At 34.3% G+C, this 20,325-nt stretch carries 17 protein-coding genes and 1 other RNA gene; 11 read left to right on the top strand and 7 right to left on the bottom strand.

Annotation, left to right across the window (positions count from 1 at the left end; genetic code table 11):
• Positions 1–71 precede the first annotated feature (71 nt).
• Both bshA and FQU23_RS10705 read left to right on the top strand, forming a co-directional pair.
• Positions 72–1,241: an N-acetyl-alpha-D-glucosaminyl L-malate synthase BshA gene (bshA, locus tag FQU23_RS10710; RefSeq protein WP_147673816.1), complete on the top strand. Its 1,170-nt coding sequence runs from the start codon at positions 72–74 to the stop codon at positions 1,239–1,241.
• A gap of 27 nt (positions 1,242–1,268) precedes the next feature.
• Positions 1,269–1,697 carry a protease complex subunit PrcB family protein gene (locus FQU23_RS10705; protein ID WP_147673815.1) on the top strand — a complete coding sequence of 143 codons (429 nt, stop codon included), beginning with the start codon at positions 1,269–1,271 and terminating at the stop codon, positions 1,695–1,697.
• Between the two features lie 48 nt (positions 1,698–1,745).
• Here the strand turns inward: FQU23_RS10705 and FQU23_RS10700 are convergent, their stop codons facing one another.
• A complete protein-coding gene (locus FQU23_RS10700; protein ID WP_132111187.1) occupies positions 1,746–2,255 on the bottom strand; it encodes a hypothetical protein in 510 nt (169 codons plus the stop codon).
• Between the two features lie 485 nt (positions 2,256–2,740).
• Here FQU23_RS10700 and aroC point away from each other — a divergent pair, with 485 nt between their 5' ends.
• From aroC to FQU23_RS10680, 4 genes are all read left to right on the top strand, one after another.
• Complete coding sequence (gene aroC, locus FQU23_RS10695; RefSeq protein WP_147673814.1) at positions 2,741–3,811, top strand: chorismate synthase; 1,071 nt, start codon at positions 2,741–2,743, stop codon at positions 3,809–3,811.
• Positions 3,812–3,892: 81 nt separating this feature from the next.
• Positions 3,893–5,173: a dicarboxylate/amino acid:cation symporter gene (locus tag FQU23_RS10690; RefSeq protein WP_147673813.1), complete on the top strand. Its 1,281-nt coding sequence runs from the start codon at positions 3,893–3,895 to the stop codon at positions 5,171–5,173.
• Between the two features lie 80 nt (positions 5,174–5,253).
• On the top strand, positions 5,254–6,534 hold the full coding sequence (locus tag FQU23_RS10685; RefSeq protein WP_147673812.1) for a dicarboxylate/amino acid:cation symporter: 1,281 nt from the start codon (positions 5,254–5,256) through the stop codon (positions 6,532–6,534).
• Between the two features lie 260 nt (positions 6,535–6,794).
• The gene (locus tag FQU23_RS10680; RefSeq protein WP_147673811.1) at positions 6,795–9,008 is read left to right on the top strand and encodes a response regulator; all 2,214 of its coding nucleotides are present in this window, start codon (positions 6,795–6,797) and stop codon (positions 9,006–9,008) included.
• A gap of 87 nt (positions 9,009–9,095) precedes the next feature.
• Here FQU23_RS10680 and FQU23_RS10675 read toward each other — a convergent pair whose 3' ends face one another.
• The 3 genes from FQU23_RS10675 to FQU23_RS10665 form a co-directional block, all read right to left on the bottom strand.
• Positions 9,096–9,572, bottom strand: a complete 477-nt coding sequence (locus FQU23_RS10675; RefSeq protein ID WP_245181107.1) for an Hsp20/alpha crystallin family protein — start codon at positions 9,570–9,572, stop codon at positions 9,096–9,098.
• Between the two features lie 177 nt (positions 9,573–9,749).
• Complete coding sequence (locus FQU23_RS10670) at positions 9,750–11,009, bottom strand: DEAD/DEAH box helicase (RefSeq protein ID WP_147673810.1); 1,260 nt, start codon at positions 11,007–11,009, stop codon at positions 9,750–9,752.
• 132 nt (positions 11,010–11,141) lie between these two features.
• Complete coding sequence (locus FQU23_RS10665; protein WP_147673809.1) at positions 11,142–12,179, bottom strand: formimidoylglutamase; 1,038 nt, start codon at positions 12,177–12,179, stop codon at positions 11,142–11,144.
• A 98-nt stretch (positions 12,180–12,277) separates the two neighbouring features.
• Between FQU23_RS10665 and FQU23_RS10660 the strand changes: the two genes are divergently transcribed.
• Positions 12,278–13,162: a hypothetical protein gene (locus FQU23_RS10660; protein WP_147673808.1), complete on the top strand. Its 885-nt coding sequence runs from the start codon at positions 12,278–12,280 to the stop codon at positions 13,160–13,162.
• A gap of 46 nt (positions 13,163–13,208) precedes the next feature.
• Here FQU23_RS10660 and hutI read toward each other — a convergent pair whose 3' ends face one another.
• Positions 13,209–14,447 (bottom strand): imidazolonepropionase, encoded by a 1,239-nt coding sequence (gene hutI / locus FQU23_RS10655; protein ID WP_147673807.1) that lies wholly within the window; start codon positions 14,445–14,447, stop codon positions 13,209–13,211.
• 13 nt (positions 14,448–14,460) lie between these two features.
• On the bottom strand, positions 14,461–15,534 hold the full coding sequence (locus tag FQU23_RS10650; RefSeq protein ID WP_147673806.1) for a glutaminyl-peptide cyclotransferase: 1,074 nt from the start codon (positions 15,532–15,534) through the stop codon (positions 14,461–14,463).
• A gap of 87 nt (positions 15,535–15,621) precedes the next feature.
• Between FQU23_RS10650 and ffs the strand changes: the two genes are divergently transcribed.
• The 3 genes from ffs to fsa all read left to right on the top strand — a co-directional run bounded on the left by ffs (position 15,622) and on the right by fsa (position 17,447).
• Positions 15,622–15,719: signal recognition particle sRNA small type (gene ffs, locus FQU23_RS10645), an RNA gene on the top strand.
• A 105-nt stretch (positions 15,720–15,824) separates the two neighbouring features.
• Positions 15,825–16,628, top strand: a complete 804-nt coding sequence (locus tag FQU23_RS10640) for an SDR family oxidoreductase (protein WP_147673805.1) — start codon at positions 15,825–15,827, stop codon at positions 16,626–16,628.
• A 162-nt stretch (positions 16,629–16,790) separates the two neighbouring features.
• Positions 16,791–17,447, top strand: coding sequence for a fructose-6-phosphate aldolase (gene fsa, locus FQU23_RS10635; RefSeq protein WP_147673804.1), 657 nt, complete (start codon positions 16,791–16,793; stop codon positions 17,445–17,447).
• 107 nt (positions 17,448–17,554) lie between these two features.
• Here fsa and fahA read toward each other — a convergent pair whose 3' ends face one another.
• On the bottom strand, positions 17,555–18,838 hold the full coding sequence (fahA, locus tag FQU23_RS10630) for a fumarylacetoacetase (RefSeq protein WP_147673803.1): 1,284 nt from the start codon (positions 18,836–18,838) through the stop codon (positions 17,555–17,557).
• 107 nt (positions 18,839–18,945) lie between these two features.
• Here fahA and glyA point away from each other — a divergent pair, with 107 nt between their 5' ends.
• Positions 18,946–20,220: a serine hydroxymethyltransferase gene (glyA, locus tag FQU23_RS10625; protein ID WP_147673802.1), complete on the top strand. Its 1,275-nt coding sequence runs from the start codon at positions 18,946–18,948 to the stop codon at positions 20,218–20,220.
• Positions 20,221–20,325: the final 105 nt, after the last annotated feature.

Raw genomic sequence — 20,325 nt, 5'->3', positions numbered from 1 at the left:
TAGATTTCTTTTTCCCTTTTATAAAAATAGCGTTCCTATTTTTCTTAATTTCGGTAGATTAAAATAAATACATGAGAATTGCAATAGTTTGTTATCCTACCTTTGGTGGAAGTGGAGTTGTAGCTACAGAGCTAGGACTTGAATTAGCTCGTCATGGCCATGAGGTTCATTTCATTACATACAGTCAACCCGTACGTTTAGCATTATTAAATCCCAATGTGCATTACCATGAGGTAAACGTTCCTGAGTATCCATTATTTCACTACCAACCTTATGAATTAGCCTTGTCTAGTAAGCTAGTCGATATGGTGAAACTTTATAAAATTGAAGTGCTACATGTGCATTACGCAATTCCTCACGCTTACGCGGGATATATGGCTAAGCAAATGTTGAAAGACGAGGGAATTGAAATTCCTATGGTAACTACACTTCATGGAACTGATATAACTTTGGTAGGGAATCATCCTTTTTACAAGCCAGCAGTAAGTTTCAGTATTAATAAATCTGATGTGGTGACCTCAGTTTCACAGAGTTTAAAAGAAGATACTTATAAGTTATTCAACATAAAAAAGGACATTCATGTCATACCTAATTTTATTGAATTAGATAAGAATATCCAAGATCCTAATATTCCTTGCCGCCGTTCTGTAATGGCAAAAAAAGAAGAAAGAATAATTACCCATATCAGTAATTTTCGAAAAGTAAAGAGAATTCCTGATGTCATTAAAATATTTTATAAAATTCAAAAAGAAATTCCTGCCAAATTGATGATGGTAGGTGATGGTCCTGAAAAAGAAAAAGCAGAACAGCTGTGTCAAGAATTAGGGATTTTAGACAAAGTAATCTTTTTTGGAAACAGTAATGAAATTGATAAAATCTTAAGTTATACTGATTTATTTTTACTGCCATCGGAGACGGAAAGTTTTGGTTTAGCGGCATTAGAAGCGATGGCTTGGGGAGTTCCAGTCATCTCTAGTAATTCAGGTGGGCTCTCTGAAGTAAATTTCGAAGGAATCTCAGGTTATTTGACTGATGTTGGGAAAACAGATGAAATGGCTGAAAATGCATTAAAAATATTGAAGGACGATGCAGTTCTTTTAAAATTCAAAGAAAACGCATTAACAGTTGCGAAGAAATTTGATATTAAAAATATTTTGCCATTGTATGTAGAAATATATGAAAAGGCGATTAAGAAATATATGAAAAAAAATAAGTTTTTGAATCAATCAAAAACGGAATAGATTTTTGAAGTTATCTAAAACAATCCAATGAAAAAAATCACGTATTTGTTAGTTATTTTTCTAGTAGTCTCTTGCGGATCTAAAGCTATAGTCGACGCTGGAAAAAGACCTTTGTATGAAGTCTTGATACAACAATCTGATGGTGGAGGGAATATTCATTTCTATGAGATTTTGACGGAGCCAAACGAGATAAAAATGTTGCAAAACGATGAATTGTTGAAAGATAAGATTTCGGCTCTGGATGTTCAGAAGTCAAATTTTTTAATTCTGAATATGGGCGAAAAAACTTCTGGAGGTTATGCGGTAGGAGTGGAAAGCGCAGTAGAAACCGATAAAAATATCATTATAAATGTAAAAGAGAGTATTCCAGAGCCTGGTGCAATGGTAATTCAAGCGATTACTTATCCATTTTGTGTTGTTAAAATCAATTCTAAAAAAGATATTATTATAAAATAAAAAATGCCGCTATTTCTAGCGGCATTTTTTATATAATGTATTCTAAGATTAGAATTGGAATTTAACTCCCAAAGCGATATCAGAACCGTAATTGTTGTTGTAGTATCCACTTCCACCAAATTCAGGTCTGAAATCTAAAGAGATCAACAATGGAATATCAAAATTATATTCGATTCCGATATCACCTGCAGCAAAAACAAAAGCTTCGTTATTGTAGTTACGATTGTCATAGTAATCTCTACCGAATGTTCCTACTCCTCCACCTACACCTGCATACCAGTTGAAACCACCATCAATATTCCATACCCATTGGTACAAAGCAGCAAGTTTGATTGCATTGTCATCGTAGTTGTCATTATTATAATCTTTTCTATTTCTCCAACCTAAATCAAGTTCAAGTCTATTGTTGCTACCTAAAGCTCTTTGATAACTGATTTCAGTTCCGAAACCTCCACTGTCTCCTAAACGTAGACCTAATGCATTTTTAGAGATGTCTTGTGCCTGTGCGCTAAATGCTAATCCAACTAGCATAAAAGCAGATAAAATAATTTTTTTCATAAGTAGATATTTGTTGTTGCAAAGATACAACGAAATGGGAACGTTAAATTTATACTATAATTGTTAAATGTTTCAAAATTCACACTTTATTTAGGTTGGATAGTGGCGTTTTTACTGGTTGTCAGGAGATTGACTCTGTTATTATTGATTATTAAAAAAATGTTAAATATTTCAGCGTCCAGTGTAAATTAGGCGTAAAACGCTACAATTGTGCTTTTTTATTTCATTTGTAGTAGATTTTTTAAGGCTAAAAAAAATTAGCTTTCCAATAGGGGTAATAGCTTGCGTATTTGCTTTTTTATATGATTCTAATTTAAATTTTAGTACATTATGGAATTAAAGAGGTCTTAACATAAGAGTAAGGTTAATAAATTAACGATATAATTCAATTAAAGTGATTAATATTATCATTGTGAAGGAAAACTTTAAACTTTAAACTTTTAATCTTTCAACTAAAATATTACATTTGTTCCAAACTTTTTATAATGGCAGGAAATAGCTACGGAACCCTATTTAGAATAACCACTTTTGGAGAATCGCACGGAGAAGCATTAGGCGGAATAATTGACGGTTGTCCGTCAGGAATAGCATTAGATTTAGAGGCTATTCAACTTGAAATGTCTAGAAGAAAACCAGGTCAATCTGCCATAGTTACACAACGAAAAGAACCGGATGATGTCCAGTTTTTATCCGGTATTTTTGAAGGAAAAACAACAGGTACTCCTATCGGATTTATTATACCAAATACAAATCAAAAATCAGACGATTACTCTCATATAAAAGACAATTATAGACCTAGTCATGCCGATTATGTTTATGAAAAAAAATACGGAGTACGTGATTACCGTGGTGGCGGACGTAGTTCTGCACGCGAAACAGCAAGTAGAGTAGTAGCAGGTGCAATTGCTAAGCAAATGATGCCAGATATTAAAATTAATGCCTACGTTTCCTCTGTAGGCCCTATTTTTTTAGAAAAACCGTATCAAAATTTAGATTTTTCAAAAACTGAAAACAATCCAGTTCGCTGTCCTGATGAAGAATCGGCAGTAATTATGGAAGAGTACATACGTGAAATTCGCAAACAAGGAGATACTGTAGGCGGAACTGTTACTTGCGTAATTCAAAACGTTCCAGTTGGTTTAGGTGAACCTGTTTTTGACAAACTACATGCTGAACTTGGTAAAGCGATGCTTTCTATCAATGCCGTTAAAGGGTTTGAATATGGAAGCGGATTTTGTGGTGCGAAAATGAAAGGTAGCGAGCACAACGATTTATACAATACTGACGGAACTACTAGAACAAATCTTTCTGGCGGCATTCAAGGCGGTATTAGTAATGGTATGGACATTTATTTCAGTGTTGCTTTTAAGCCGGTAGCTACCATAATGCAAAAACAAGAATCATTAGACAATCAAGGCACTATTACTGAAATGACAGGAAAGGGACGTCATGATCCTTGTGTAGTTCCACGTGCAGTACCTATTGTTGAAGCAATGGCAGCAATTGTTTTGGCCGACTTTTATTTGATCAATAAAACTTATAATAAAAACATCTAAGATTTTAAGCGCAGTTTAATTATAGCGTTAAAATCGGTATTATCATACTCACAAAATAAAATCTAAACCAATTTAAAGCCAATGAATGCTACACCAGTGGAGAAAAAGTCTTTTTTTAAAGGGCTTACAGGTCAAATATTAATAGCAATGCTATTAGGAGCTGTATTAGGAATTATAATACATAACACAATTTCTCCAGAAGCTGCTACAGCTTTTAGTACTAAAGTAAAGATTCTAGCGACAGTTTTTATCAGATTAGTACAAATGATTATTTCTCCTTTAGTTTTTACCACATTAGTAGTAGGGATTGCAAAATTAGGAAATGTGTCTGCTGTAGGAAGAATTGGTGGTAAAGCACTTGGTTGGTTTTTTACAGCGTCATTTATATCACTATTATTAGGTATGTTTTTTGTCAACGCTTTAAAACCAGGAATAGGTTTGAATTTATCTGATGTGGATATGAGTTCAGCGTCAGAAGTAGCAGCAAAAACGCAAAGTATTTCATTCGAAAATTTTATTGAACATATTGTTCCGAAAAGTGTTTTTGAGGCAATGGCAACTAATGAAATTTTACAGATAGTCGTTTTTTCTATTTTCTTTGGATTGGCTGCCGCATCAATAGGGGATCATGTTAAGCCCGTAATCACTGCATTAGATAAAATGTCGCATATCATTTTGAAAATGGTAAATTATGTGATGAATTTTGCACCAATAGGAGTATTCGGAGCAATTGCAGGTGTTTTTGCAGTTAGAGATTTCCAGGAACTAGCAATTACGTATTTCAAATTCTTTGGTTCTTTTTTAATTGGAATTTCATCCTTGTGGGTAGTTTTAATTCTAGTGGGTTATCTCTTTTTGAAAAGTAGGATGACTGTGCTCCTTAAAAGAATTGTAAGTCCACTGGTTATTGCTTTTGGGACAACAAGTAGCGAAGCAGTTTTCCCAAAATTAACAGAGGAGTTAGAACGCTTTGGAGTAAAAGATAAAATTGTTTCTTTTATGCTTCCTTTAGGATATTCGTTTAATCTTGACGGGAGTATGATGTATATGACTTTTGCTAGTATTTTTATTGCACAAGCCTATGGTATCGATTTAGATATAGGAACTCAGATGACAATGTTGCTGGTACTGATGCTTACTAGTAAGGGTATTGCAGGTGTACCAAGAGCAAGTTTAGTTGTAGTTGCCGCTACTTGTGGTATGTTTGATATACCAATTGAAGGAATTGCTTTAATTTTGCCAATAGATCACTTTTGCGATATGTTTAGAAGTGCTACTAATGTTTTAGGAAATGCGATTGCTACTTCGGTGGTAGGGCAATGGGAAGAAAACACTCAAATAGATGAAGTTTCTATAGAATAAAACACACTAAAAATTCCTCGCATTTGAGGAGTTTTTTGTTTATGGATATATGGCTTGACCGCTAAAAAAAACTTAAAAACATGAAAAAACTTGCGATGCATTGGAAAATCCTAATTGGAATGATATTAGGATTGCTTTTTGGATTATTGATGAAGAATCTGGAACAGAAAGGGATTGTTGTCGATTGGATTAAACCTTTTGGAACTATTTTTATAAATCTTCTTAAGATGATCGCGGTTCCATTAATTGTGGTTTCATTGATAGTAGGATTAGCGGATCTAAAGGATATTGCAAAGCTCTCAAAACTAGGCGGTAGGACAGTTCTGTTTTACCTAGGCTCAACGGTAGTTGCTGTTAGTATTGGTTTAGGATTAGCTAATTTGATCAAGCCGGGAAGGTATATTAATCAAGAATCCAGAGAAAGTTTACTAAAGAATTTTGCTGTAGATGCTTCTCAAAAAATCGAGATGGCAGAAAGCGCCAAACAAAGCGGTCCACTTCAACCACTTGTTGATATCGTACCAGATAATTTTTTCCAAGCTTTGAGTGATAATGGAAGTATGCTACAGGTTATCCTTTTTGTAATCCTTCTAGGTATCGGACTTATTTTAATTGAGGAAAGTAAAGCTAAGCCTGTTGTTGACTTTTTTAAAGGGTTGAATGATGTAATTATGAAAATAATCGACATTATAATGCTTTTTTCACCATATGGTGTTTTTGCATTGATGGCTTCTTTAATGGTCGAAATCCCTGATTTTAGTACCTTACGAGCTTTGGGTATTTATGGATTGACCGTTGTGTTAGGTCTATTAATAATGACTTTTATCTTTTATCCTACTTTGTTGATGGTTTTTGCAAAAGTAAATCCAATAAAATTTTTCAAGGCGATTGCGCCAGCTCAGTTGTTAGCGTTTTCGACGAGTTCAAGTGCAGCAACTTTGCCAGTAACGATGGAATGTGTGACTGAACATGTAGGTGTAGATGAAGAAGTTTCGAGCTTTGTACTTCCTCTAGGTGCTACGGTAAATATGGATGGGACCAGTCTTTATCAGGCTGTCGCTGCCATTTTTATTGCGCAAGCAATGCTTCCGAATCCCTTAGATTTAAATACGCAGTTGATGATTGTGGTGACGGCAACCTTAGCCTCTATTGGTTCTGCCGCAGTTCCCAGTGCCGGAATGGTAATGCTAGTTATTGTTTTAGGGCAAGCTGGAATTCCCGAAGCGGGATTGGCTCTAATTTTTGCCATTGATAGACCTTTAGATATGTGTAGAACTGTTGTGAATATAACGAGTGATTCTACAATTGCTACTATAGTGGCAAAATCAGTAGGAAAGTTGCATCATCCTAAAGATTTTTAGAGAGATTCTCATGTAGATTCTTTTGTAATTGGTATAAAATAAGCCGTTCGGTACATTTATTTAAGATGGTATATCTTGATTGTAATTGTGCTGAACGGCTTTTTATTTTTACTTAAGTTTTAATGTTCATTTTAAACTTGGTTGTTAGATTTGCTTGACAATATTGATTTTTATTATTTCGTGTAATTTCTTACTATTTATTTGATGTAAATGTTGATGCTCAATTATATAAATGTATATTTGATACTCAAAAACAATTTATGCTCCATATACGAATATTTTTATTTTGTTTTTTTTCGTTAAATGTCTTTAGCTATGTTCCTGTAGCTAAAACTCCTGCACCTTCTAGAAAGGTAATTTTACAATTAACGGTAGAGGCTGCTAAAAACTTGAGGCAATCTAAATACGATAAATCCTTATCTACAGCAAGAGTAGCATTGCAGTACGCTATAGATCGAAATGATGATTACCTTATAGCTAAATCATATAATACAATTGCAGCAAATTATGAAGAACTAGCAGAAGTTGATAAAGCAATTTTTTATTATAAGAAAGGACTTTTCCATGCTGATAAAACAGATAATGATACAATCAAGAATTCGTTAAATAATAACTTAGGGAATGCGTATTGTTTCGGATTAAACAATATGGACGAAGGATTAAGCTATTATAAAAAATCATTAAATTACAGTTATAAAATTTCCGATACCATCGGGATATATATAACAAAAGTGAATATTACCTGGGCTTATTTTTATAAAGATAAATTTAATGAAGGAAAGCCATATTTGGATTTTATTACTAAGCATCAAAATGAATATCATGGCAACGGGACAATTCTAGCCGTAAATATGCTAAATGGAATGTTTTTTACCCGTAAATTAGAATTTGATAAAGCGGAATCGTTCTTTATAAAAGCAATCAAATCCGGAAAAGAAGCTGGTGATAAATCTGATTTACCTTATGCATACGAAGAGTATGCTAAATTATTAAAGAAAAAGGGAGATTTTAAAAAAGCCTACGAAAATTTAGTTTTGTATAATTTGGTCAAAAAAGAACTAGAAGACGTTGACAAACTTAATAGGGCAAATGTAGTAGGTGTTAATATCGAATTAGATGAATATAAAAGAAAGGTTGATGCAATAGAAAGCGAAAAAAACTTACAATCTATAAGCATACAAAAGTCAAGAATTATTGTTGCCTTATTTGTAATTGCATTAACGGTAGTTCTACTATTGCTATATAGTGTTTATAAAAATTATAAATTCAAGAAGGAAAAGAATGAAGAACTTACAATTGCAAATAATGATTTGTCAGCGGCAAAAGAGAAAGCGGAAGAAGCCTCGTATTTAAAATCTCAGTTTGTATCAACGATTAGTCATGAATTGCGAACTCCTTTATATGGAGTTATAGGAATTACAAACATGCTGTTAGAGGAGCATAAGGAATTGGTCAATAGTCCACACTTAGGTTCTCTTAAATTTTCTGCAAGATATCTATTGTCACTAGTGAATGATGTACTTCAAATAAATAAAATTGAAGAAAATAGGATTATACTCGAAAGCTTGACTTTTAATGTCGCCGATGAAATTAATATGATTAAAAACTCATTATCATTCATTGCAAAGAGTCATAATAATTCAATAGCTCTTACTATTGATCCCGCAATTCCTGAATATTTAATTGGTGACAAATTAAGGTTTTCCCAAATTTTGATCAATTTAGTGAGTAACGCTTTGAAGTTTACGCAAGATGGTGTAGTGAACATTAATGCTACATTAATTAAAGTTGAAGACCGAATTCATTTTGTTGAATTTAGTATTAAAGATACGGGTGTTGGAATTGCCGAAGAAGATCAGGAAAAAATATTCGATACCTTTGTTCAAATTGGTAGAAAGGAAATTGATTATCAAGGGACAGGTCTGGGATTGTCGATTGTCAAACGATTGTTAACTTTGTTTAACAGTACAATTTCTCTCAAGAGTAAATTAGGGCAAGGAGCTACCTTTACATTTACAATAGCATTCGATTGGGATCCTATTAAAACTAAAAAGTTAATAAATAACATCGAAGTTGATCTTTCAGAAGCTCAAGTTTTCAGAGTTTTGGTGATCGATGATAATTCGATAAATCAAATAGTAACGAGGAAGATTATCGAAAAAAACAATTTTGCATGTAGGGTTGTTGATTCAGGATTTTTAGCCTTAAAAATCCTTGAAAACGAAGAATTCGACATTGTATTAATGGACATAAACATGCCAGTAATGAACGGGTTTGAAACTACGAGAAGAATTCGTAAAAATGGAATAATCACACCCATTATAGCCCTAACCGCTTTTGATAAAGAAGAAGTTTTAGAAGAAGCACTTTCTGCAGGAATGAATGATGTAATCATCAAGCCATTTGCATCGGAATTATTAGTTAGAACAATGAACCAACTTATATTCAAGGAAACTGAAATTCCTGTGAGTTAGCCGTTCCTATTCCAATAAAAATCACAAAGCCATTTTAATTTCAAATGACTTTGCGAATGATTACATTTTAGACTTTTTTGTCCTATTTTATTTAATGGCAATAGTCTTAGCGATTTTTTTCTTAGCGCCTTCTTTTTTAGCGATTTCTACGTGAAGGATTCCATCTTTGTAGTTTGCATTAATATTATTTTCATCAGCATAATCCGGTAAACTGAAAGATCTTCTGAAGGCTTGATAATTAAATTCTTTTCGATAATAATTATCTTTTTTTCGTGTTTCTTCTTTCTCTTCTTCTTTTTCTGAGGAGATAGAAATCATGTTATTTTCAATTTCAACTTTGAAATCCTCTTTTTTCAAGCCTGGCGCAGCCAATTCAATATTAATTTTTTTATCAGTTTCTTTTAAGTTTACTGAGGGTAAATTGCTTCCCATGGTAGAAAAACTTCTGTCTGTCCAGTCCATAAGATCTCGTCCTGCAAAATCATCAAAGAATGAATTTACAGTAGGCATAAATGCACTAGTTACTAAGGGTACAAATCCATTTCTTTTTACTAAAGTTTCCATAATTTATAAGTTTAAAGGTTATTTTATTATTTAACTAAGTTACAGAAAATGATAGCTTGGTTGTTAAGATTTGAAGTTAATTAACTGGTTAACAAGTGTTTACTTAAAAAAAAAACACCTTTTTCCATAATGGGAAAAGGTATTTCTTACAGCTCGTTAATTAGATTTGATTCTAATTTAGTACCAGCGTTTTTTATTTTGTTTAGAAGCATCTGATTTTCTTGACTTATGAGCACCACCACTTCTGTTTGAGTTTTTCGGTTTGTTTGATTGTCCTGGAGCAGTCTCAGGACTTCCAGAATGCCAGGGGTAAGGATGATCGTTAACAGTTTTAACATCAACTTTTATTAATTTTTGTATGTCTTTCCAGTAGCCGTGCTCATCTTTACTACAGAATGAAATAGCCACTCCGCCATTTCCTGCACGTCCAGTTCTTCCTATTCGGTGAACGTAGGTTTCAGGGATATTGGGTAAATCAAAGTTAATGACAAATGGTAATTGGTCAATATCGATTCCTCTAGCTGCAATATCAGTTGCTACTAATACACCAACTTCTTTATTTTTAAATGCATCCAAAACACGTTGTCTCGCATTTTGCGATTTATCGCCATGAATGGCTTCAGCGGCAATTCCGTTTTTATGCAATGCTTTTACTACATTATCTGCGCCATGTTTCGTTCTTGAAAATACTAACACATCAGATAAATCTTGATTCTTAATCAAATGGTATAACAAGTTTCGTTTTTCTGTTTTTTCAACAAAATATACGTGTTGCTCTACATTTTCTGCAGTAGAGGAAACGGGAGATACTGTTACTGTTTCTGGGTTTGTTAAAAACATTTCAGCCAGTTCGCGGATAGCCATTGGCATGGTGGCAGAGAAAAACAAAGTTTGTCTGTTTTTAGGAGTCAGTTTTACAATCTTTTTTACATCGTTTACAAATCCCATATCCAGCATTTGATCAGCTTCATCAAGTATTAGTACATGCAAATGATCTAAGTCAATAAAACCTTGTTTGTGTAAATCAAGTAATCTTCCTGGAGTTGCAATTAAAATATCAACACCACTTCTTAAAGCATCAACTTGTGGATTTTGAGAAACACCACCAAAAATAGTCAGTTGTGTTAAATTCGTATATTTTGCATACGTGTCAAAACTTTGACCAATTTGAACTGCTAGTTCACGTGTTGGTGTAACTACTAATGCACGAATTTGTTTTGCTTTTTTTGAAGAGCCTACAATACGGTGTAATTGATGTATAATTGGTATAGCAAAAGCTGCTGTTTTACCGGTTCCAGTTTGTGCACAACCTATTACATCCTTTCCTGCTAATACTAGCGGAATGGATTGTTCTTGAATGGGAGTGGGGTTTGTATAGCCTTGTTCATATACGGCTCTTTGTATACTTTTTGAAAGTGATAAATCTTCGAATAACATATTTTTGAAATTAAATATCCCGTATTAAGTGCAAGGATAGTTTTGCAAAGATAGTGTTATTATTTTTTATGCTCATATAGCGCTAATGCTCTAACGGTTTTGTGGCTGGAATAAAAGAATGTAAGAGGTGGATTATCTTGCTGTATTATTCGCTTTTATAAAATCAGTAACTAAATATCCAATTAGTTTGCCTATCAAATGGCTGTTTTTATCTTCAGCTAAGTCAGGTGCTCCTTCACATATATGTATATAAGAAGCGTTTTTATTGCTAGCGAAAAAAGAAATGAATTGTCTAAGTTCTTCTACCGAGAAGCCACTCAAAGTCATAGCGCTGCTAGCGATGTTTGGAATAGCATCTAAGTCAATTTCGATTCCAAAACAATCCGTTTTTATAAATTCAAGGGCAGTTATCATTTCTTGGTTAAACTCTTTTTCCCTTCTTATCGCCAGACTATCGTAGGTATTGTAACGCACGCGATCCTCTGTTTTTTTAATTAGATCTAAAACACTTTTGGAAGTATAATTTTCATGCAATCCAAAAACAAAATATTTTTTAAGAAAACCTTCTTCGTAGGCATATGAAAAACCGTTGCCGCTATGACGTCCTTCCAGAATTCTAAAGTCAGAATGAGCGTCAAAATTAATGGCATTTACTGGTTTTCCTTTTGCTAGAGCGGTACCTTTGATATTACCATAGGAATTATTGTGGCCTCCGCCAATTATTATAGGTGTTTTGCCAGCCTTGATAATATTAAAAATAATATGAGAAACGTCTTTGTCAATTTTTTCTACTAATTGACTTAGCTTTGAGCGATCATCGATATCATGGAAGTCTAAATGTTCGACTTCTTTCATTTCTTCACAAACATTAATTCGGCCTAGAACTATAATTTGACTCCCTTTACAAAAACGATTGTGCTGAATATTAGCTATGTTTTTAATAGCGTTGTCCCATGCTGAGGCTGCACCAGGTCTACCAAAATTAGCTCTTATACCTATGTCTTCTGGAATTCCTACCAGAACATATTTTGCTTCAGCGGTTTGTAAAAATGTAATAGGATCCACTCCTTTAGGGACCGTAATCATTTTTTCTCCAAATTTAATTTCACCACTTCTATGGTTAGTGATTTTGGCTAGGTCGTTCGTTGTAAAAGGCAGAAGCTTTTCCATAAAAAGAAAAATATTTTTCCAAAAATAATATAATTGTGTTAACTTACGTTATGCATTGAATATATATTGTTAAATTTGATAAAATAAAAATTTTAAAAATGGAAAATCAAAAAAGTAGTTCAAGTCTGAAGGCGGTTATTGCTGTATTAGCAGTTTTATTAGTAGGTAGCTTAATTTATATTTTTAAGGTGACTTCTGATGTAAAAACGGTGCAAACAGAGTTGAAAAGTACAATGACTGAAAAAGAATCAGTCATGACGGATTTACAAGAGTTAAAAGCTACCTATGACGCAGCAATTTCAGAGAATACTTCAATGTCTGATGAGTTAATTCAAGAAAGAGACAAAGTGGTGAGTTTAATGGCAGATTTGAGCAAATCTAAAGGAGATGTGTCTTCAATGGCTAAATACAAAAAACAATTTTTTGCACTTCAAAATAACATGAAAGCTTTAATGGCTGAAAATGAAGGTTTGAAAAAAGAAAATAAAATGGTGACTTCACAACGCGATAGCACTGTGGTAGTTCTTGGAGAGTCTCAAAAATACAATGAGACTTTAGTAGGGCAAAATGAAGAATTATCAAAAACGGTTGAAAAAGCTGCAAAACTAACTATTTTGAACACGAGTGGTACGGCTTTTAAAGTAAGAAGTTCAGGAAAACAAGTAGAAACAGATAAAGCTAGCAGAGCAGATATGCTTAAAATTAGCTTTACAATTGCTGCAAATCAAATTGCAAAATCAGGAGAAAAAGCATATTATGTTCAAGTTATCGATAGTAAAAACAATGTTTTAGGAGATAAAAAAACAGTCAATTTTGGTGATCAGACATTGACATATAGCTTCATAACTAATGTAAACTACGAAAATAAAACAGTTCAGGTTACAGAAAATTTACCAGGTAAAGATTTTCCAAAAGGTGTTTATTATGTAAATGTTTTTGATAATAACGAAAACGTTTCAAAAACTAGTTTTACTTTGAAATAAGATAAAACTTTAGTTAAAAAAGAGGAGTCTAATAGCTCCTCTTTTTTTATGCAATAACTTTTCCTTCAATAATTACGGTATCTATTAAATTACTACCAAAGGCATAAGGCAATTGATAATAGGAATGAATCGGTTTTGTAATAATTAAATTAGCCTTTTTGCCCGCTGTTATGCTTCCATGAGTGTCCGAAAGCCCCATTGCATAAGCTCCGTTAATGGTGGCAGCATTTATGGCTTCCTCAGGAGTCATTTTCATCTTAATGCAAGCGGTTGCCACAACAAAATTCATGTTTCCTGATGGAGTAGAACCCGGGTTATAATCTGTAGCGAGAGCAAGCGGAAGTCCAGCTGCAATCATTTCGCGTGCTGGAGTATAGGGAATACTCAAAAAGTAAGAACAAGAAGGTAAGGCAACAGGCATTGTATCGGTATTTTTTAAAGCTTCGATATCTGAACTTGTCATTACTTCAAGATGATCCACAGAAAGCGCATTGTACTTTATGCCTGCTTGAACTCCGCCAATTGAATTAAACTGGTTGACGTGAATTTTTGGCTTTAAGCCAAATTGTATTCCAGCATTCATAATTTGTTCGGTTTCTTCAACAGTAAAGTACCCAGTCTCACAAAAAACATCTACATAATCAGCAAGATTGTCTTTGGATATTTCTGGAAGCATCTTGTTTATTAGAATATCGATATAGCCTTTCCGATCGTCTTTATATGCTGCTGGGAAAGCGTGAGCTCCTAAAAATGTTGCTTTTATTGCTAGTGGATAGTTCGTAGCCAGTTTTTTAATAACCCGAAGCATCTTTAACTCTCCGTCTATTGTTAATCCATAACCCGACTTAATTTCGACCGCTCCAGTTCCTAAACGCATGACTTCTTCTAGTCGTTCTTTAGACTGAATGTAAATTTCTTCTTCAGTTGCATCGTTTAGCTTTTTAGCTGAATTTAGTATTCCACCACCACGATTAGCTATTTCTTCATAGCTAAGTCCATTGATTCGATCCACAAATTCCTGTTCCCGATTGCCAGCATAAACTAAATGAGTATGACTGTCGCACCAGGCAGGTAAAATCATTTTTCCGGTAGCATCGATAGTTTGATCCGCGGTTATTTTTGGCAAATTATCCATAGAACCAAAATCGGCAATCAAATTGTCATCTATAAGTAAATATGCGTTTTTAATAGTTGGAAGAATGGCCATTGCAGCACCAGAAACCTTGTCGATCTTAGTATCACGTACTTGTAATAACTCTTTGATATTTGTTATTAATGTTGTCATTTTTGTTTTTTAGTTACTCAGAAATGGCGATTTCAAACAGCTTGTCCCAGTTTTTCCCAGTCACAAAAATGGTTTTCGTTTTAGGATTGTATGCGATTCCATTTAAAACATCGGTATCCTCTAATTGTGTGATTTTACTTTTTAAATCGATAAGATTGATAATTCCTTCAACAGCACCATTTTTTGGGTTTATAACGGCAATTGCGTCTTTTTGATAAATGTTTCCATAGACTTTGCCATCAATCCATTCTAGTTCATTTACGGACTTTATTTTCGATTCATAAGAATAGACATTGATATAGTCTACTTCTTTCATTGTTTTTGGATCTATTTTCCAAATTTTCTCTGTCCCATCTGATTGGTACAAATAAGTTCCGTCATTTGTAAGTCCCCAGCCTTCAATGTTTTTGAAATACGGGAATGTTTTTTCTTTTTCGAAAGTATCAGCATTATAGATATAGCCTTCGTTATTTTGCCAGGTTAGTTGGTAAACTTTGTTGTTTAGTATTGTTATTCCTTCTCCAAAATATTGATCCGCTAACTCAACTTTTTTATAAGTCTTTCCAGTTTTATAGTCTGTTTTTCGTAGGCTTGAAATTCCCTTTTTACCAGAAGGACCACTTCCGTTTCCGGTTCCTTCATAAAGAGTGTCACGGTAAAACTCTAAACCTTGGGTGTAAGCCTCGATATCGTGAGGATAGGTATTTACAATTTTATACTTCAATAATTTAGGTTGGACACTAGAGACTAATTCTATTCTTGCAGTCGCCTCTGAGTTTTGACCTTCATAGTACACCAAAGCTTTAAGGTTTTGATAACCTAGTTTTTGGTCTTTTAATTCGAAATTAAATTTTTCAAGTCCTTTTGTAGCTTGCACCTTAACATCGTTTACATAATAGATCGTGCTGTCTACAGTTTTCGATTCTGAGTTCAGAATTTCTAAATTTAGAGCGTCTTCTGGGGTGTATTTTGCTGCAAATTTTGATGTATCGAAATTAAATATAGTATTTTCTCCTTTTTTTGGATCTCCACAATTAGAAAGTGCCATTGCTAATAAAATGACTGATAGGAAGTTATAGTTTTTCATGATTAATTTTTTGAATACACCAATATACAATGTTATTTTAAGGGAGCAAAGCGCTTGCAAAAATATAAAAAGATTGTATATTTGCACCGGCAAGTCCTACACGACCAGCTCCTGCAGACTCCCCCAGGATGGGAACATAGCAAGGGTACGTGGTTGAGCGGTGCGATGTAGGTCGCTTGCCATTTTTTTTTAATCTGAATTTATTTCAGATTCTTATTTAAGAATTTATACAAAAGTAGTCTTCCTTCGGGAGGATTTTTTTATTTTTGGTCCAACCAATAAAAACACCCATGAGTAAAGTAGTTTTGATTACAGGAGGTTCCTCCGGAATAGGGAAATCTATTGGAGAGTTTTTGTATCACAAAGGTTTTATTGTTTATGGAACGAGTAGAAACCCAGAACGCGTTTTGAATTCGGTTTTTCCATTAGTGGCTTTAGATGTACGAAATTCAGATTCTATTCAGGCTGCTGTTGCAAATATTATTGCGAAGTCTGGAAAATTAGACATTGTAATTAATAATGCGGGTGTTGGGATTACTGGACCTTTGGAAGAAATCCCTTCCGAAGAAATTAAAAATAATTTTGACACTAATTTCTTTGGTCCTATAGAAGTAATGAAGGCGGCGTTACCACAAATGCGTACACAAAAATCAGGTTTAATTATCAATGTTACTTCTATTGCTGGATATATGGGCTTGCCTTATCGCTCCATTTATTCTGCCTCAAAAGGAGCGTTAGAGCTAGTGACAGAAGCATTGCGAATGGAGGTGAAGTCGTTTGGGATTCATATTACGAATGTTGCTCCGGGAGACTTTGCTACTAATATTGCTTCGGGACGTTATCATGCACCAGTTATTACTGGGTCTGCGTATGAGGCTTCTTACGGAGAATCTTTGCGTACCATGGATGAGCATGTAGATAGTGGTAGCAATCCAAACGAGATGGCTGAAGCGGTTTATAAAATCATCCAGACTAAAGAGCCAAAAGTACATTATAAAGTAGGGGTTTTTATGCAGAAGTTTTCTATTGTACTGAAACGAATACTTCCTGATAAAGTTTACGAAAAAATGCTAATGAACCATTATAAGTTATAACTTTGCAGCGAATTTACGTGAGAGATTGAAGTGAAAATCCTTTTCCTTTTTTTAGGAAAAGATTGTAGCGGAAAGCTCGACCCGAAGTTGCGAGGAGGAACGACAAAGCGATCTGAAGGGTCACGCCCAAAACACAAACACACAATTAAATAAACATATACTATGAAGTTTTTTATTGACACGGCTAATTTAGCTCAAATTAAGGAAGCGCAAGCATTAGGTGTTTTAGACGGAGTTACTACAAATCCATCCTTGATGGCTAAAGAGGGAATTACTGGAAAAAACAGCATTTTGAAGCATTATGTTGACATTTGTAATCTTGTTGACGGTGATGTAAGTGCTGAAGTAAATGCGCTTGATTATGACGGAATGATTAAAGAAGGTGAAGAATTAGCTGATTTACATGAGCAAATTGTTGTAAAATTGCCAATGACCAAAGAAGGTGTTATGGCTGCTAAATACTTTTCTGATAAAGGTGTTAAAACGAATGTAACTTTAGTATTCTCTGCAGGTCAAGCTTTACTAGCTGCTAAGGCGGGTGCTACTTATGTTTCTCCATTTATCGGTCGTTTAGATGATGTTTCAACTGATGGATTAGCATTGATCGAAGAAATTAGATTGATTTATGATAACTATGGTTACGAAACAGAAATTCTAGCTGCTTCAGTACGTCACACAATGCATATTGTAAACTGTGCTAAAATTGGCGCTGATGTTATGACAGGACCACTTTCTGCAATTTACGGATTGTTGAAACACCCATTAACGGATATCGGTTTAGCTCAATTTGTTGCTGATTTCGAAAAAGGAAACAAGTAAAAGAAAATAGCAATATTCAGTGATCAGTCACAGAATGTCGCTCAATATAAAAAGTCCTATTTGCTGCTGCAAATAGGACTTTTTTATGATTGCTATTTAATATCAAATTACTTTCTTACAAAAGGAGGTAGCAGTTTAGAAGATACTTCACCAAAACCAAGACGTACTTGTCCGTTTTGACAGAAGCCTTTCATGATTACCGTATCGTTATCATTTATGAACTTACGCTCTGTACCATCATTTAATTTTATAGGGTTTTTTCCGCCCCAAGTCAGTTCTAGCATCGAACCATAACTATTTGGTGTAGGCCCAGAAATAGTTCCTGATCCCATCATATCGCCAGAATTTACACGACAACCGTTTGACGTATGGTGCGTTAATTGTTGGCTCATGGTCCAATACATATATTTAAAATTGGAATTTCCTATAACTGTAGGTTCTTCATTTTCTGGTTGGATTGCAACTTCTAAATGGATGTCAAATGAATGTTTTCCTTTTTGCTGTAAATACGGTAGCGGACTAGGATCTTGTTTTGGGCTGGCTACTCTAAATGGTTCCAAAGCATCCATAGTTACAATCCAAGGTGAGATTGAGGATGCAAAACTCTTAGCTAAGAAGGGTCCAAGTGGTACATATTCCCATTTTTGAATGTCTCTAGCGCTCCAGTCGTTTAATAACACCATTCCAAAAATATAATCTTCGGCTTCGTTAATAGGAATCATTTCTCCCATCACATTAGCATCAGTAGTGATAAAAGCAGTTTCTAGTTCGAAATCGATTAAACGACTAGGACCAAAAACGGGTGTGTTTTCGCCCGCAGGTAATGTTTGACCAATGGGTCTGTGAACCGGAATTCCTGAGGGGATAATGGTAGAACTTCTTCCGTGATATCCTACCGGGATGTGAAGCCAGTTTGGTAATAAAGCATTTTCTGGATCGCGGAACATCTTTCCTACATTAGTAGCGTGTTCTTTACTCGAATAGAAGTCTGTATAGTCACCAATAAGAACAGGCAGCTGCATTTCTACTTCGTCCATTTTAAAAATGACGATATCTCTATGTTTGGCGTTGTCTCTTAATTTAGGATTGTTTTGATCAAATATTTCAGCAATACGATTTCTTACTAAGCGCCATGTTTTTTTACCATCTGAGATAAAATCATTTAGCGTGTCTTGCATGAACATATCGTCAGTTAATTCAATACCTTCAAAGTAATTTAATTGCTGTAAGGCGCCCAAATCTATAGCAGAATCGCCAATTCTAGTTCCTACAGTCACCACATACTCTTTAGTTAGGAAAACTCCAAAAGGAATGTTTTGAATTGGAAAATCACTGTTTTCTGGTACTTCTACCCATGATTTTCTTTTGGTATCGTTGGCTGATATTGGCATAATATGTTAATTGTTTTGTTGAAAATAATACCTCAAATATATTATAATCTAGCAGTTTCACAAACGTTTTTTTGTATTTTTGCTTCAAATTAACTAAAAACAAAGAAATGCAACGCGACAAACAAATTTTCGACCTTATTTTAGAAGAACAAGAAAGACAAATACACGGATTAGAATTAATTGCTTCAGAGAACTTTGTAAGTGACGATGTGATGGAAGCAGCTGGTTCTGTGTTGACTAATAAATATGCAGAAGGATATCCTGGAAAAAGATACTACGGAGGTTGTGAAGTAGTGGATGTCGTAGAGCAAATTGCGATTGATAGAGCTAAAGAGTTATTTGGAGCAGAATATGCTAATGTGCAACCACATTCAGGTTCACAAGCAAATACAGCCGTTTTCTTTGCTTGCTTGAAACCCGGAGATAAGATTCTTGGTTTTGATTTGTCTCACGGTGGACATTTAACACACGGTTCTCCTGTGAATTTCTCAGGACGTTTGTATAGCCCCGTTTTCTATGGTGTAGATGCTGAAACAGGACTTTTAGATTATGATAAAATTCAAGAAATAGCAAAGAAGGAGCAACCAAAATTGATCATCGCAGGAGCTTCGGCTTATTCTCGTGATATGGATTTTGAACGTTTTAGAGTAATTGCAGACAGCGTAGGAGCAATTTTATTTGCTGATATTTCACATCCTGCCGGATTAATTGCTAAAGGATTGCTGAATGACCCAATTCCTCATTGTCATATTGTTTCGACTACGACACACAAAACATTGCGTGGACCTCGTGGAGGATTAATTATGATGGGGAAAGATTTTCCAAATCCATTTGGTTTAACTACTCCAAAAGGTGAAATCAGAATGATGTCATCTTTATTAGATTTAGCTGTTTTCCCTGGAAATCAAGGTGGACCTTTAATGCACATCATCGCTGCTAAAGCAGTTGCTTTTGGTGAAGCTTTAAAAGATGAATTCTTTACATATGCTTTGCAATTGCAAAAAAATGCTAACGCAATGGCAGATGCTTTTGTAAAAAGAGGATACAATATTATTTCTGGAGGTACAGACAATCATATGATGTTGATTGATTTGAGAAATAAAGGAATTTCTGGTAAAGAAGCTGAAAACGCATTAGTAAAAGCAGAAATCACTGTGAATAAAAACATGGTTCCATTTGATGACAAATCACCGTTTGTAACTTCTGGTATTCGTGTAGGAACTCCTGCTATCACCACTCGTGGATTAGTTGAAGAAGACATGGAAACTATTGTAGAATTAATCGACAGAGTATTGATGAATCATACAAATGAAGAAATCATTGAGCAAGTAGCAAATGAAGTAAACGAAATGATGAGCGAAAGAGCTATTTTCGTTTTCTAAAAACGTTTTAGAGTTTAAAGTTTAAAAGTTTAAGGTTTTGTGTTTGCCGAAAGGTCTCGCGAAACTTTAAACTTTTTTTGGTTCTTGAGTTAGCTTTAAACTTTA

It is taken from the genome of Flavobacterium sp. XN-5, from assembly GCF_008033395.2.
Classification (GTDB): Bacteria; Bacteroidota; Bacteroidia; order Flavobacteriales; family Flavobacteriaceae; genus Flavobacterium; species Flavobacterium hiemivividum.
The sequence above is the reverse complement of the archived record's forward strand: the minus strand, read 5'-3'. Positions and strand labels throughout refer to the sequence as shown.

What these genes read in the sequence shown, in the direction of transcription:
- bshA (WP_147673816.1), top strand. Translation starts at nt 72, where the DNA reads ATGAGAATTGCAATAGTTTGTTATCCTACCTTTGGTGGAAGTGGAGTT.
- FQU23_RS10705 (WP_147673815.1), top strand. Translation starts at nt 1,269, where the DNA reads ATGAAAAAAATCACGTATTTGTTAGTTATTTTTCTAGTAGTCTCTTGC.
- FQU23_RS10700 (WP_132111187.1), bottom strand. Translation starts at nt 2,255, where the DNA reads ATGAAAAAAATTATTTTATCTGCTTTTATGCTAGTTGGATTAGCATTT.
- aroC (WP_147673814.1), top strand. Translation starts at nt 2,741, where the DNA reads ATGGCAGGAAATAGCTACGGAACCCTATTTAGAATAACCACTTTTGGA.
- FQU23_RS10690 (WP_147673813.1), top strand. Translation starts at nt 3,893, where the DNA reads ATGAATGCTACACCAGTGGAGAAAAAGTCTTTTTTTAAAGGGCTTACA.
- FQU23_RS10685 (WP_147673812.1), top strand. Translation starts at nt 5,254, where the DNA reads ATGAAAAAACTTGCGATGCATTGGAAAATCCTAATTGGAATGATATTA.
- FQU23_RS10680 (WP_147673811.1), top strand. Translation starts at nt 6,795, where the DNA reads ATGCTCCATATACGAATATTTTTATTTTGTTTTTTTTCGTTAAATGTC.
- FQU23_RS10675 (WP_245181107.1), bottom strand. Translation starts at nt 9,572, where the DNA reads ATGGAAACTTTAGTAAAAAGAAATGGATTTGTACCCTTAGTAACTAGT.
- FQU23_RS10670 (WP_147673810.1), bottom strand. Translation starts at nt 11,009, where the DNA reads ATGTTATTCGAAGATTTATCACTTTCAAAAAGTATACAAAGAGCCGTA.
- FQU23_RS10665 (WP_147673809.1), bottom strand. Translation starts at nt 12,179, where the DNA reads ATGGAAAAGCTTCTGCCTTTTACAACGAACGACCTAGCCAAAATCACT.
- FQU23_RS10660 (WP_147673808.1), top strand. Translation starts at nt 12,278, where the DNA reads ATGGAAAATCAAAAAAGTAGTTCAAGTCTGAAGGCGGTTATTGCTGTA.
- hutI (WP_147673807.1), bottom strand. Translation starts at nt 14,447, where the DNA reads ATGACAACATTAATAACAAATATCAAAGAGTTATTACAAGTACGTGAT.
- FQU23_RS10650 (WP_147673806.1), bottom strand. Translation starts at nt 15,534, where the DNA reads ATGAAAAACTATAACTTCCTATCAGTCATTTTATTAGCAATGGCACTT.
- FQU23_RS10640 (WP_147673805.1), top strand. Translation starts at nt 15,825, where the DNA reads ATGAGTAAAGTAGTTTTGATTACAGGAGGTTCCTCCGGAATAGGGAAA.
- fsa (WP_147673804.1), top strand. Translation starts at nt 16,791, where the DNA reads ATGAAGTTTTTTATTGACACGGCTAATTTAGCTCAAATTAAGGAAGCG.
- fahA (WP_147673803.1), bottom strand. Translation starts at nt 18,838, where the DNA reads ATGCCAATATCAGCCAACGATACCAAAAGAAAATCATGGGTAGAAGTA.
- glyA (WP_147673802.1), top strand. Translation starts at nt 18,946, where the DNA reads ATGCAACGCGACAAACAAATTTTCGACCTTATTTTAGAAGAACAAGAA.